Origin of the sequence: Methylobacterium mesophilicum (assembly GCF_036441335.1) — a bacterium.
GTDB lineage: Bacteria > Pseudomonadota > Alphaproteobacteria > Rhizobiales > Beijerinckiaceae > Methylobacterium > Methylobacterium mesophilicum_B.
Genome location: NZ_MLBW01000028.1, coordinates 61,316 through 74,712 on the forward strand (window position 1 = coordinate 61,316; position 13,397 = coordinate 74,712).

Below are 13,397 nucleotides of genomic sequence, written 5' to 3' on the forward strand. Positions count from 1 at the left end.
GGCCGGCGGCGCGGCCGGCCGGATGCGGGTCGGTCAGCAGCGCGACGGTACCGCGTGCCGTCTCGACGGCGGCGCGCTGGCGAAGGCCGAGGACCGGTGCGCGGGCTTCCGCCGGGCAAGCGAGACGGCGCTCGGCCAGCGTCCTGAGGAGATCTCCGGCGAATACGAGATCGGCCGCCGGCAGATCGCCAGCCGCCTGGACGAGGGCCTCGGTCCCACGGATCTGCGCTGGGCCGTCGCCGCAGAGATCCGCCGCGAAGGCCCTCCGGTCGAAGGGGGCGGCCACGGTCGGGAGAACCGAGATCAACAGGCACCCGAGCGCGAGGAGCGTGCGGACCGAGGATCGTTCGGGATCAGCCATAGGGGCTGAACGGAACCGGTTTCGGGGCGTCCGGGGATTGCCAGAGGACGTCGAAGCCGCGCTTCTCGTTGACCGAGCCGATGAAGACGCCGCGGGACACGTAGTTGTTCTCGCCCGTCATGGTCAGCGTGTAGCCGGACGGATCATCGAAGCTCAGGCCCGCGAAGGACTTGCGCACCTCCGGCACCGCGAAGGAGCCGGCCTTGGCGGCGGCGCGCGCCCAGAGATGGACGCTGTCGTAGGCCGAGACCATCGGATCGATCACCGTGTCGGCGCTGAACGGGACATTCTTGGCCTTCACGTAGGACGCCCAATCGGCGAGAAACTTCGTGTTCCGGTCGCCCTTGGCGGCCTGGAGATAGGCCCAGCAATTCAGGTGGCCGACGAGCTTGGCGGTATCGAGCCCCTCGAGATCCGCTTCCACCATGTCGAGGCCGAGGATCGGCACATCGGTGGCGCTGATCCCCTGATTGGCGAACTCGCGCAGGAAATCCGGGATCGAGGACCCGACCACGGTGAGCACCACGATCGGCTGGCCGCCCGGCTGGCTCGCGAAGCTGCGGACTTGGTTCACCAGCGTCTGGAAGTTCGAGAAGCCGAAGGGCACGTACTCTTCGCGCCACGCGCTCTCCGGGATGCCCTTGCTCTTCCAGTAGCCCTTCAACTGCTTGTTGATCGTGCGGGGCCAGACGTAGTCCGAGCCGATCATGAAGAACCGCTTCGCGCCGACCCCTTCCGACCCCATCAGGTAATCGACGGCGGGCAGCACGGAACTCGCGGGCGGCGAGTTCACGTAGACGACGCTCTTGGAATTCTCGTCGCCCTCGAAGTGGAGGGGGTAGAACAGCAGCCCGTCGTTTTGCTCGACGACCGGCAGCACCGACTTGCGCGAGACCGAGGTCCAGCAGCCGAACAGGGCCGCGACTTTCTCCTGCTGGAGCATCTGCCGGCCGATCTGGGCGTAGAGCGGCCAGTCCGAGGCGGGATCGGAGGTCAGCACCTCGATCTGGCGGCCGTTGACGCCGCCGCGTCCGTTGATCTCGTCGGCCGCCATGCGGACCACGTGGTTCAGCCGGCCCTCGAGGTTGGCCATCGTGCCGGAGGACGAGAACAGGCAGCCGAGCTTCACGGTGTCAGCCGCGAAGGCGGGCCGGATGAGAGCCGGCGCCGCCAGCAACGCTGCCGTGCCAACGAAGCTGCGCCGCGTGAGATGCGTCATGGACCCCGGAGCTCCGATGGATAGCGGCCGGATTGTCGGCCCACCTCCGCGCGGCGGGAAGGCTAAAGAGGCTGCAAGCCAGCGATGGCGTTGCGCATTTTGGCAGCACTTGCGTGAATCGCGGGCGCTATTCGACCGCGAACGTCAAAATTGCCATCACGGATGTAGTGTCCCCGAAAACCCTCATCTCGGCGCATCGTTCGGTCGACGACGGTGCGCAGGCAAGACGTTGCCGCGCGCCATGCTCGACCTGAAGTGCGGATGGAGCACTCATCCCGACGCCACGGCCGTTGCGAAATCTTTCGGAATGACGATCCCGCCGCCTGTCAGTGCAAGTCCGCGCACGGCGCATGCAGAGAGTGGCTTGAGCGTCCGGAATGGGCAGAGTTTGTCGAAAAACACGGACGGCGCACCTCGAGCGTTATCCGAAGCGGAGCATGGGCGAGATTCTGTCTCCCAGCGGTTGTGCGATCCCGCTTCCGCAATATGTTCTGTGTAATCCGACAGCAGGATCTTCTCCGGACAGCGCTCTTCGTGGCGCTGCCGCGACCGCATCCCGAGTTTTTCAATGAAATCGGCGCCAGGCGGCCACATCGACAGGTGCCTCGAACGCAGTGTGATTCACCGGGAGCCGATGGCCCGCCGGGGTACGGACGATCTGCGGGGGCCGATCAGCCGCGATCGCCGGCGGAAGCACTCTGGGATCAATGGACAGATCGCCTTTCGTGTCCGGATGAATCGCCGCAGCACCTTCAGCCGCCGGACCGCTGTCGGCAAGATCCGCCAAAGATTGCCCGACGTCGGGCGCGAATGCCGAGACATGGATGTCCGTCGTCAGATGATGTGAGACGGTTCGAGGCGCTCAGGAACGGGGCCTCTGGTCCACCTGGGTGGCCGCCAGGCAGCGTGCCGTGGTGGCGCGAGCGGCGGCCCATGAGGGTCTGGCCTTTGATTTGCGCCCGGTCCTGCAGGATGGCCTCCCCCGCGACCGCGGAAGACGTCGGCGGGAGTGAGGTCGCCCGGGCTCTCGCGAGACCGAGCGTGGGGGCCGTGCTCGACGAAGGCCGCGACCCGCGCCTCCAACTCGCCGCGCAGGCCCTCCAGCACGATGCGGGTCTTCTCCTCGGCCGAGAACTGCCGACGCGTGGCGCGGCGAAGGTCCTCGACCGCCGCGTCTGTCGGCTTTCCGCCGGCCCGGACGACCGTTTCATCTTCGCTCCTGGGCCTACGATGAACCCAGCCATCCTCCGTTCGTGAAGACCCTTGATCTGTCACGGGCGTCCTGACGGCGGACACGTCCTCGTCGCGCGCCTTCAGGAGGCGCGCATCCGAGACTTCCATGCCGTCGAAGCGCGCGCGCCATGTGTGGGCGGCCTCGTAGAGGATCCGTTTATCGGGTCCTGATCGAGATCCTTCGTCAAGTATTCAGCAGCAAGATCCCTCATTTTCCACACTATCGGAATCCCAGGCCACGGCCCAGGCCGTCGCCGGCCCCGGCCGCTTGTCCGGATCTACGAGGGAAGATTCGACTTCATGGAATGTCCGGCGGTGGAAGAGCCGGAGCCTTGCCTCGCCTCGAAGGGCTCAGCCCGGGATGGTCGAGCGTGCCGCCTTCAGCAGTTCGTCGGCCAGCGCCTCGTCGTCGACGCCCCGTGCCAGCACCACAGCCCCGACCATGGTCGACAGCGCGATCAGGGCGCGCTGCCTGCGGCGCTCCTTCGACGCTCTGGGCAGCCTGTCCGCGATGAGGTCCGCGAGCCCCCTGACTCCCTGCGTGAACCGCGCGCGCAGGGCGCTTCCGGGCGGCTCACGCCCGACGTCGTTCACCAGTGCCGCGACGGGGCAGCCTCTTCCCGGCATCCGGACGTGCCCCAGAGAGAGGTAGTTCTCGATGAAGGCGTCGAGGTTCGCGCGATACTCGTTGCTGATCGCGGCGTCGAACGCCTCCGCGGCGAGCGCATCCTTGTTGGCGAACTGACCGTAGAAGCCGCCATGGGTCAGGCCGGCGGCCGCCATGATGTCGACGACGCCGATACCGTGCAGGCCGCGCTCCCGGAACAAGGCCGACGCGACCTCGACCACGCGCTGGCGATTCAGCTTCGCTTGCTCCTGCGAGACTCGTGGCATCGTACCGTCCTCCGCTCCGTCCTCTCACATAGATGCGCAATATCATTTATTGAAGGGCGGGTGACGCTCGGTTGCTCGAGGCCCGGCGGAAGGCGGCCTCGCGGTCGCGCCGCGGCCGCCGGTCAGGGCTGTCGACCGGCCCGCGCGAGGGGGCGAAGCGCGAGCCGGTCGATGCACCGCGCGCCCCAGACCCGAGCACGCGATAGCGGGGCATCGGTCGGGTTTGATGCCAAGGTTGATGCCAGGTCACGGCTCGGCCGGCACGGGCACGGGGCCGGATGCGATCTGCGTCGCGCGCGCGTCCCGCCTGACCCGGAACCAGAGGGCGTAGAGCGCCGGCAGGAACAGCAGCGTCAGCAGGGTCCCGACCCCGACGCCGCCGATCAGCACGTAGGCCAGCGCCCCCCAGAACACCGAGTGGGTGAGCGGGATGAAGGCGAGCATCGCGGCGGCGGCCGTCAGGATCACCGGTCGGGCCCGCCGCACCGTCGACTCGACGATGGCCTCGTAGTCCGACAGGCCGGCCGCGCGGTCGTGGTGGATCTGATCCACCAGGATCAGCGTGTTGCGCATCAGGATGCCCGACAGCGCGATCAGGCCGAGGATCGCGTTGAAGCCGAAGGGCTGGTGGAAGACGAGCAGCGTCGGGACTGCCCCGACGAGGCCGAGCGGCGCGGTGGCGAACACCATGATCATGGTGGTGAACGAGCGGACCTGCAGCATGATGACCGTGAGGGTCGCGATCAGCATCAGCGGGAAGACCGTCACCAGCGCCGTCATCGCCTTCTCGCTCTCCTCCACCGAGCCGGCCGTGTCGATGCGGTAGCCGGCCGGCAGCTTCGCCTTGATGGCCGCGAGTTCGGGAACGATCTGCGCGTGGATGTCCGGCGGCTGCTTGCCGTCGATCACGTCGCCCTGCACGCGGATGTAGGTCTCGCGGTTGTAGCGCTTGAGCACCGCGTCCTCGCTGCGGCTCTCCAGATGCGCGACCTGGGAGAGCGGCACCTGTCGGCCGTCCTGCGTGGCCAGTGTCAGGTCGCCGATGTCGCCGAGCGAGCGACGCTCGGGGCCGGGGCTGCGCAGGAGCACGTCCACGGACCGCAGGTTCTCGCGGACCTGCGTCGCCGGCGTCCCGTTGAGGTAGCTCTGCAATTGCTGGCCGACCTCCTTCGGGGTCAGGCCGATCAGGCGCAGGCGCTCCTGGTCGAGGGCGAGGTGCAGGGTCGGCGTCCTGTCGCCCCAGTCGAGGTGGACGAGGCGCATGTTGGGGTTGGCCATCATGACGTCGCGCACCTCCGCGGCGATGCCCCGGATGACGTTGAGGTCGGGCCCGACCACCCGGAAGGCGACGGGAAAGCGCACCGGCGGCCCGAACACGATCTGCAGGACCCGGACCCGTGCCTCCGGGAAGAGGCCCTCGTCCACGAGACGGCGCACCTTGCCGCGCAGCACGTCGCGGGCGCGGGCGTCGGCGGTCTGGACGACGATCTGCGCGAAGGCGGGATCGGGCAGCTCCGGGTCGAAGGACAGGACGAAGCGCGGCATGCCCTGGCCGATATAGCTCGTGATCTCGCCCGCCTCGGGCAGCGCGCGCACGGCCGCCTCGACCTTCCGGACGCTGGCCTCGGTGGTCGCGAAGGCGGAGCCGGTCGGCAGCGTCACCTCGACGATGAGTTCGGAACGCTCCGAGTTCGGGAAGAACTGCTTCTCGACCTTGCCCATGCCGGCTGCGGCCGACGCGAATAGCGCCACGGTAATGCCGGCGGCTATCCACTTGTGATCGACGGATAGGCGCACGACCCGGCGCAGGCGCTCGTAGTTCCGTGTGGCGTAGATCGCGGCGTGACCGCCCGCGACCGTCTTGATGTCGGGCAGGAGCTTGACGCCGAGATAGGGCGTGAACGTCACGGCCACGATCCACGAGACGATCAGCGAGAACGCCACCACCCAGAAGATGTTGCCGGCATACTCGCCCGCCGTGGAGGCGGCGAAGCCCACGGGCAGGAAGCCCGCGATGGTGACGAGCGTGCCGGTCAGCATCGGCGCGGCCGTGGCGCTCCAGGCATGGGTCGCCGCCGAAACCCGGTCGGCGCCCTCCTCCATGCGCACCACCATCATCTCGATGGCGATGATGGCGTCGTCGACGAGGAGGCCGAGCGAGATGATCAGGGCGCCGAGCGTGATGCGGTCGAAGTCGCGGCCGGTGATCATCATGACCACGAACACGGCCGAGAGGGTGAGCGGCACCGCCAGCGCCACCACGACGCCGACCCGGAAGCCCAGCGCCACGAGGCTGACGAAGATCACCACCGAGAGCGCGGTGAAGAACTTCACCATGAACTCGTGGATGGCGTCGTCGATGACCTTCGCCTGGTCGGTGATCTTCGTGAAGGTGATGCCGGTCGGGAGGTCGCGATGGATCGCGACCTCCTCGGCGTTCAGCGCCTCGCCCAGGCTGAGTCCGTTGAAGCCCGGCTTCATCACGAGGCCCAGCACCAGGGCCGGCGCGCCGTCGTTGCGGATCGCGAAGGTCTTCGGGTCCTCGTAGCCGCGTCTGACCGCGGCGATGTCGCCCAGCTTGAGGCTGCGGTCGCCGACCGCCACCGGGAGGTCGCGGATCGCGTCGAGGCCGTCGATGGCGCCGTCGAGGCGCAGGTACACCCGCGGGCCGTCGGCCTCGACGAAGCCGGCCGGCGTCACGTCGTTCTGGTTGGCCAGCGCCGCCAGGAGCTGCTGGCCGGTGATGCCCAGCGTCGCGAGGCGCTGGTAGGACACCTCGACGAAGATCTTCTGCGCCTGCTCGCCGAGGGTGTTGATCTTCTCGACGCCGGGCACGCGCAGCAGCCGCTGGCGCAGCTCCTCCGCGCGGAGCACGAGGTGCCGGTGCGGCAGCCCCTGGGCCTGGAGCGCGTAGAGGGCGAAGTAGACGTCCGAGAACTCGTCGTTGAACAGCGGCCCGAGCACGCCGCGCGGCAGGCCGGAGGCCTGGTCGGAGAGCTTCTTGCGCGCCTGGTAGAATTCCGACTGGAGCTTGGCCGGCGGCATGCTGTCCCGGAAGAAGACCTTCATCAGCATCAGGCCGGGGCGGACGGTCGTCTCGACCCGGTCGTAGTAGGCGAGTTCCTGGAGGCGCTTCTCCAGCGGGTCGGCGACCTGTCGCTGCATCTCGTCGGTGGTCGCGCCGGGCCAGGCGGCCGAGACCGCCATGGTCTTGACCGTGAAGGTCGGGTCCTCGGCGCGCCCGAGCTTCTCGAAGGCGAAGATCCCGGCCGCGGTGACGGCGAGCAGGAGGAACAGCGTGACGGCGCGCTCGCGCACCGCCAGGGCCGAGAGGTTGAAACCGGAGGCGCTCATCGGCCGGCCTCCACGACGCTGGCGTTGGCCTGACGGACCTTCTCGCCGGCCTTCAGCAGATGGGCGCCGAGCGCGACGATCCGGTCACCGGGCATCAGGCCGGAGGCGACCTCCGCGCTCTCCTCCGACAGGCGCGCGATGGTGACGGGTTGCGCCGCGACGGTCTGGGTCTCGGCGTCGTAGCGCCAGACGGCCGAGCCGCCGCCCTGGTCGAACAGGGCCCCCAGGGGGACGGAGACCGAAGCCAGCGCCTGAGCCCGCACAGGGGTCAGCTGGAGTGTCACCGTCGCCCCGAGGGGCGCGGTCTCGCCCCCGCCCGACAGGATGTAGCGGGCGCGGTAGGTGCGGGTCGCCGGATCGGCCGTGGCCGACAATTCCCGGAGCTTGGCCGGGTAGGTGGTCTCGCCCTCGGCGTAGAGGGTCGCCGACGCCGTGCCCTTCGCGCGTTGCCGGCTCCCCTCCGGCAGGAACACCTCCGCCTCGCGCGCGCCGTCGCGGGCGAGCTTCACCACCGTCTGCCCGGCGGCGACGACTTGGCCCGGCTCGGTCGGCACCTCCATCACGACGCCGTCGGCATCGGCCTGAAGCTCGGAATAGCCGGCCTGATTGGCGATCTGGCTCGCCTGCGCCTCGGCGTTGGCGAACTGGGCGATGGCCGCGTCGGCGGCCGCCTTGTTCTGGTCGTAGGTCTGCTTCGAGGTCCAGCCGTCGCCGACGAGCTTGCGGCTGCGCTCCTCGTCGGCCCTGGCCTTGATCATCTGCGCGCGGGCCGCCTCGACCGAGGCGCGGGCCGCGTTGAGCGCCAGGGTGAAGTCGGTCCGGTCGAGACGCATCAGAGGCTGGCCGAGGCGCACGTGGTCGCCCGGGTCGACCAAGCGCTCGAAGATCTTGCCGCCGACCCGGAAGCCGAGGTTGCTCTCGGTGCGCGCCCGGATCACGCCGGTGTAGCGCGCCACCGCCGCCGCGGCGGGCGCGACCGCGACGGTCTGGACCAGCGGCGGCTCCGGCGTGACGGCGGTCTCGGCCGGCGAGCATGCCGCGAGCGCCAAGCCGGCGAACCCGATCACCCATCGCGCATCCATGGCCGTAACTCCGTCGCCAGCTGGTCGTCGTAAAAATTACGAACATCATTTATTATCGCGTGTCCGCACGGTCAATGGTGTCCGCGCCGCTCGCTTCGCGGGCGGGCGTCGGTGACGGCCAGACGGCGTGCGGCCGTTGGCGGAAGTTTGCCGGCGGGTTCATGTGACCGGCCGGCTTCGCACTCCGCCGACGGTGAGGATCCGCGCGCTTCACGGGCCCGAGCGGGCGCGCCGCTCTCGACCGGAGGCGTCCGGCAGCCCGCCGCCCGTGCGGCTCGCTCGAGACATCCTCGGGTACGGTTCGAGACCAACGCTGGCCCGGGTCGGGCGACGCGCGCGACGGCGACAGCCGGCATCTCAGGACCATGCCTGACGCCGCGCTCGATGAAGCCGATCTCGCCCGCTTTCTCGGTGCCTTCTACAGCCGCGTGCCCGGCGATGCGTTGATCGGATCCGTGTTCGCGGCCGCGATCTCCGACCCGGACTGGCCGCGGCACATGCGGACCGTTCAGGCGTTCCGGTCTCCGGTCTCTCTCAAGTCAGTCCGGTACACGGGCAATCCGTTCGGCAAACATCTCGCGCTGGGCAGTCTCCAGCCCGAGACCTTCGCGCGGTAACTCGGCCTGTTCGAGGAAACAGCCGCCTCGGATTCGATCCATGATAGCTCAGTGCATCAGTGTTCAGCTTTCAGGTGAACCGATCCGCCCTCAACTTGGCCCGAGCCGCGTGAGCGGCCTCGAAGGGACGGCACGGGTCGAGTGGGAACTTGGCCGCCCGCACCGGCTGCGCGAGCGGCAATTGTGATGGCGGCCTCATAGGTTGGCGACCAACCCTGCCTTCAGGTTTACTGTTGAGGCGTCGGTCCGTCCTGGGGGGTAATGGCCGGCGGTCCACGCCCGTCTGAAGCTCGCCCCCCCCCTCAGCAGTTCGGGCGGGCGTGGATGGCCAGGCATGCAGCCGAAGCAGGTAATCTGCAGGTGCGGCCCGCGAATCTGTTCGTGCCGGCCTCGTCCGGTCGTCCACGTCCGCCCGCAGATTTGCCCCTCTCAGCTGTCGAGGGCGGGCGTGGATGCTCACGGCCAAGGTGACACCGAATTTAATCGCGCTTCAGTCCAGGCCGACCATAAGTTGACCCGTCGGCCAAGGCTGACGCTCCACACCCGACCTGAGCGTGCCCCTCAAGCTGCTGGGCCGGGTGTGGATGCGCCTCGAAGCGGGAGCCGTTTCGCATTTCGCGCTCCTGACTCCGGAACCATCGATCGGCGACGCTGCTTCGTGAGACGTCACCGTTCGGGTGACCGCACGAGAGGAACGTCCCTTGCGCACATCAGTCATCACTGCGGCCCTGCTGGCCGCGTTCGGCGCTGCCGCTCTCACGACGCCCGCTTCGGCAGCCCCGCTCAGCCCGGCTCCCGCCGCGACTGTCGCCGGCGCCCAGGAGGGCATCACCAACGTTCGCTGGCATCCGATCCGCCGCATGCATCGCGCGGAACGTCGCTTTGTGCGTCGCCACTTCCGCCATCGCAGGTAGAAGCCCGGCAACCTCACCGGAGGCCCGGCTGCGGGTGACGCCGCTGGGCCATTCTCTCGCGAGCTGACGCACATCGTCAACGCATTGCTGACAGCGTCGGCAGGCCCGCCCGTGCGGCCAAGGCTTCGGAGACCCGCCCCCGATCTCGTGAACCAGCGAGGATCGCGTCTGCGTCGATACTCAGCACCTCGTACCGAGCGAGATCGAAGCGGGCGAGGCGGAGCATCCGGACCGCGAGGAAGGCGTCCATCCGGCGCATGTCCTCGCCTCGCAGTGTGCCTCCACATCCGCGGCGTCCGATCCTCTTCCCACTCGAAGGTCAGTCCGCAGAGAGTTGCGCCGGGGAGTGCCCCGCCGGCCACGCCGCGGCGCGGGATCGGTGATAGACGGCATGCCCGGCGCGCCGCCCGCCAGCGGTACCGGCCCGGATTGGGGCTACCATCTGCACGCCAATTTCGGGCTTCCAGGGCGGCCACCCACCGACCACTGCGTACGAGAGGGCTGAGCCCACGATGCGAACTATCGTTTATGCCGATGGCGGTTGCGACCCGAACCCCGGACCGGGCGGTTGGGGCGTCGTCATCGCGGCCCCGGACGGCACGGTCGAGCTGTGCGGCGGAGAGCCCGGCACCACCACCAACAACCGGATGGAACTGACGGCGGCGATCAAGGGCCTCGAGCATTTCCCCGCCGGGGCCGCGATCGAGATGCGGTGCGACAGCCAGTACGTGGTCAAATCCGTGACCGAGTGGATGCGCGGCTGGAAGGCAAGGGGCTGGCGGTCGACCACAGGCGACGTGAAGAACGTCGATCTCATGAAGCGCCTCGACGAACTGAACGCGGCACGCGACGTGAAGTGGACCTGGGTGCGCGGGCATGCCGGCGACCGCCTCAACGAGCGCGCCGACGCGCTCGTCCACAGGGGCCGTCGCGAAGCGAAGCTCGGCAAGCTCGAGTCGCGCAGCAGTGCCGCGCCCGTACCGGCCCCGACCGCCGCGCCGGCGCCGTCGAGCCGGGGCGCCGACCTGCGCGTCGATCTCGCGCTCGGTCTCCAGATCGCTCGGGCCGCGAAGGCCGCGGGTGTCACGCCCGACGCGCTGGTCGACGACGCGATCCGCTTCTATCTCGAGATCGGGCCGAGCGAGGTCGCACGCCTGCGTTCGGGCCGAGCCGGCGTCAAGGCCGATCCTTGAACCCGAAGCGACTTGTCAAGGCACGACTTCGGGGTGCGCGTCCGGTGCGCGTGCCCTCCGCCGCGTCGGTCCGTTCACGGCGGATGGCGAGGCAGCCGACGTCCTCTCTACTTTCCCTACACGAGTCTGGACGCGGAAATTCGATCGCTTGCGGTTTTCTGGGCTTCAAGAATTTGATCGAACCAAATACTTGGTCGATACGTGAGCGTCGACGCCGATGCGCCCTACCGCATCTCACTGTATTTACGCTCGGAGAGCGTCCCCAGAGCGGTGGAAGGCCCTGGCTCATCGACTTCCAGCTGTCTAAGATGGCAGGAGGTTTGCGAAGAGGCTCCGTTAGCAGCTGTCCGCGGCTCTAGGAATCGACGCCCATGAAAATTGTTCGAGCGACAGATGGCGTTGTGCGGAAAATAGTTCATAGAATGCTCCAGTGGCCATCAAAGACAATACATCTCATATATTCGATAAGGGTCATAAAGAAAAATAGGGAAAAATTAAGATCCGCGCTCGTACGAGATCACAGCCAAAGATTGCCCTTGTTGACAGATGAAGAGCGTCCGTTAGGCCATCGCTTGGCTGAAGATGGCTTCTGTGTAGCCAATTATGTGATGTTCGAGTCTTTTAGGAGCACCGAATTTCAATTCGCGGCGGAAGAAATCTACGATTGCATAGAGGAAAGTTACTTCAAGACAGGCGATAATCTAGACATCATCAGGTTGCTCCGCGCGTATCCCTCTCTGTTGAGTCAGTTCAAGGCCGTTTTTCGGGCGGGACTGGATGCCAGGCTGCTCAAAATTGTCGAGTCCTACCTGAAGCTTCCGGTCGCTTACGGGGGGGTCGATATATTCTTCACCATCGCTGACGGGTCGGAGAGAGGGGCCCGGACGTGGCACAAGGACAGTGAGGATAATCCAATGGTAAAGGTTGCTGTCTATCTCAACGATGTTGATGACAGCGACGGACCTCTAGAGATACTGCATCTGCAGCATCTTTCCGCAGCGTCGAGGAACAAGAGCGGGTTTTTTCACAATCAGCTGATAAAACTACAGGAGGACGGCGAGATCAAATTCGATATCACGTCCTTTACAGGCATGAAGGGCACAGTGATACTTTGTGATACATTCAAGTATTTCCACAGGGGTAAGCCGGCCACAGGGCGGAATCGCAGGGCGCTCTTCTTCAACTATTATGCACAGAAACCCTTGACACCGTATTTCTGCCCGAACCCGCCATTCTCGATCGACAAGATGGAAGATCTGGTTTCGGACTTGTCCCCGGAACAGCGGGCCGCGGCTTTGTGGCGCGAAAACCTGACCGGCATCGACAAGATGGTCACGAAAAGAAGGCCGTACCTCAATATGTGAGGTATCGAGCGAGCCGTAGGTCCGCTCTCGATCACTTCATTTCCGGCACGAAGTCGCGGTTCGTGTCCCGCGTTGCGGGACGGTCGAGGCATGGCAGCGTTCGGTAGTTGCTCGCGTAGCCAGAGCGAGGCGAAGACGCGGCGTCCCTTCCGGGTGGTCTTCCACCCGGCCACGTCCGCCGCGCAGCGCGGCAGGAGCGGGCATCGGCGAGGCACCCGTCGCGTTCGAGCCCCAACGGCCGGGGTGGGCGATCGCGGAGTGTGAGCGCCGGCACTGGATCTACGTGGCAGCCTCGCCGCGATGGCTGTCCCTGGACCTGTATCCGAACGTCCCGGCGCCGCGGCAGTCGCGCGGCTCGGGCACGTTCCGGCCATCGGCACTCAGGCGAGCGTTCGCCGCATCGATCTCTTCCCGGTTACGCTGCTCGAGGCCGCTGTGATGCGCCTTGAAATCTTCGGAATATGCGGACGAGCCGCGTATTCGCGCAAAGTCGATGAGAGCCGACGCCCTGTCCGGATCGTGGCGCAGGGCGGCGGACGACGACCCGGGCATGATGGAGCGCAAGGCCGAAGACGGTCTCGAACAGGGCCCGGTCGGCGGGCACGTCGATGCCGGTCTGATCGGTGCGCTCGGGCCGCCCGGACGAGCGACCGGGCTGCGTCTGATGCGCGCCCGCCCGTGAGTTCGGACGTGCGACAGCCCGTCAGTATCGCGCTCGCTCGGTGCTCGGTCGACATCCAGGCGCGCGGCTGGACGCCGGGGGGGCGCGAAGCCGCACTGAGCCTGGGCAAGCCGCGAGGAGACCGAAGCAGATCGGCAGCCCACTTCGATCACGTCCGCACGGCGCCCCGATGCCGCGTATCCGAACGCGCGGGCTCCTCAATGCGCCTGGACGGTCAGCCGATGGCCCAGAACAGCGGCAGCGCGCCCGCGAGGAACAGAGCTGACGAGACGAGCACGGCGAGGCGCTCGCGATGGTGCAGGACGAAGGCGTGAGGGCTGGCAAACATGGCAAGGCCGGATCGGGAGTGAGGTCACCACGCTCGCTCCTGAACCTTGACGGATCGAGGGCGCTTCGCGCTGTCCACAGGTGATGGCCGATCTCTGTCGCTGCCGCGCCACATCCTTTCGGATGTGCTCGGGCGCACCTCGCGGACGACGGATCT

At 67.3% G+C, this 13,397-nt stretch carries 10 protein-coding genes and 2 pseudogenes; 5 read left to right on the top strand and 7 right to left on the bottom strand.

All coding sequences use genetic code 11. From position 1 onward, the window contains the following. Positions 1 to 22: 22 nt before the first annotated feature. The gene (locus MMR14E_RS18455; RefSeq protein WP_331316259.1) at positions 23 to 370 is read left to right on the top strand and encodes a hypothetical protein; all 348 of its coding nucleotides are present in this window, start codon (positions 23 to 25) and stop codon (positions 368 to 370) included. On the opposite strand, the gene MMR14E_RS18460 is transcribed toward MMR14E_RS18455, so the two are convergent. The 6 genes and pseudogenes from MMR14E_RS18460 to MMR14E_RS18485 form a co-directional block, all read right to left on the bottom strand. After that, positions 354 to 1,580 (bottom strand): transporter substrate-binding protein, encoded by a 1,227-nt coding sequence (locus tag MMR14E_RS18460; protein WP_331316260.1) that lies wholly within the window; start codon positions 1,578 to 1,580, stop codon positions 354 to 356. The two genes, MMR14E_RS18455 and MMR14E_RS18460, sit on opposite strands and share 17 nt — an antisense overlap. Before the next feature lie 580 nt (positions 1,581 to 2,160). Continuing rightward, positions 2,161 to 2,406: pseudogene (locus tag MMR14E_RS18465) on the bottom strand (alpha/beta hydrolase); the annotation flags it as partial. 85 nt (positions 2,407 to 2,491) lie between these two features. Beyond that, positions 2,492 to 2,699, bottom strand: a pseudogene (locus MMR14E_RS18470) (IS3 family transposase); the annotation flags it as partial. 465 nt (positions 2,700 to 3,164) lie between these two features. After that, the gene (locus tag MMR14E_RS18475; protein ID WP_331316262.1) at positions 3,165 to 3,707 is read right to left on the bottom strand and encodes a TetR/AcrR family transcriptional regulator; all 543 of its coding nucleotides are present in this window, start codon (positions 3,705 to 3,707) and stop codon (positions 3,165 to 3,167) included. 246 nt (positions 3,708 to 3,953) lie between these two features. Continuing rightward, a complete protein-coding gene (locus MMR14E_RS18480) occupies positions 3,954 to 7,061 on the bottom strand; it encodes an efflux RND transporter permease subunit (RefSeq protein WP_331316264.1) in 3,108 nt (1,035 codons plus the stop codon). Continuing rightward, positions 7,058 to 8,143, bottom strand: a complete 1,086-nt coding sequence (locus tag MMR14E_RS18485; protein ID WP_331316265.1) for an efflux RND transporter periplasmic adaptor subunit — start codon at positions 8,141 to 8,143, stop codon at positions 7,058 to 7,060. The genes MMR14E_RS18480 and MMR14E_RS18485 overlap by 4 nt, the downstream gene beginning before the upstream one ends. A gap of 365 nt (positions 8,144 to 8,508) precedes the next feature. On the opposite strand from MMR14E_RS18485, the gene MMR14E_RS18490 reads away from it, so the two are divergent. Continuing rightward, positions 8,509 to 8,760 carry a group III truncated hemoglobin gene (locus MMR14E_RS18490; protein WP_331316267.1) on the top strand — a complete coding sequence of 84 codons (252 nt, stop codon included), beginning with the start codon at positions 8,509 to 8,511 and terminating at the stop codon, positions 8,758 to 8,760. 990 nt (positions 8,761 to 9,750) lie between these two features. On the opposite strand, the gene MMR14E_RS18495 is transcribed toward MMR14E_RS18490, so the two are convergent. After that, positions 9,751 to 9,924, bottom strand: coding sequence for a hypothetical protein (locus MMR14E_RS18495; RefSeq protein WP_331316269.1), 174 nt, complete (start codon positions 9,922 to 9,924; stop codon positions 9,751 to 9,753). A gap of 262 nt (positions 9,925 to 10,186) precedes the next feature. On the opposite strand from MMR14E_RS18495, the gene MMR14E_RS18500 reads away from it, so the two are divergent. From MMR14E_RS18500 to MMR14E_RS18510, 3 genes are all read left to right on the top strand, one after another. Further along, positions 10,187 to 10,867 carry a ribonuclease H gene (locus MMR14E_RS18500; RefSeq protein ID WP_331316271.1) on the top strand — a complete coding sequence of 227 codons (681 nt, stop codon included), beginning with the start codon at positions 10,187 to 10,189 and terminating at the stop codon, positions 10,865 to 10,867. Positions 10,868 to 11,475: 608 nt separating this feature from the next. Beyond that, positions 11,476 to 12,231 carry a hypothetical protein gene (locus tag MMR14E_RS18505; RefSeq protein WP_331316273.1) on the top strand — a complete coding sequence of 252 codons (756 nt, stop codon included), beginning with the start codon at positions 11,476 to 11,478 and terminating at the stop codon, positions 12,229 to 12,231. 445 nt (positions 12,232 to 12,676) lie between these two features. After that, positions 12,677 to 12,913: a hypothetical protein gene (locus tag MMR14E_RS18510; RefSeq protein WP_331316275.1), complete on the top strand. Its 237-nt coding sequence runs from the start codon at positions 12,677 to 12,679 to the stop codon at positions 12,911 to 12,913. The last annotated feature ends 484 nt before the right edge of the window (positions 12,914 to 13,397 follow it).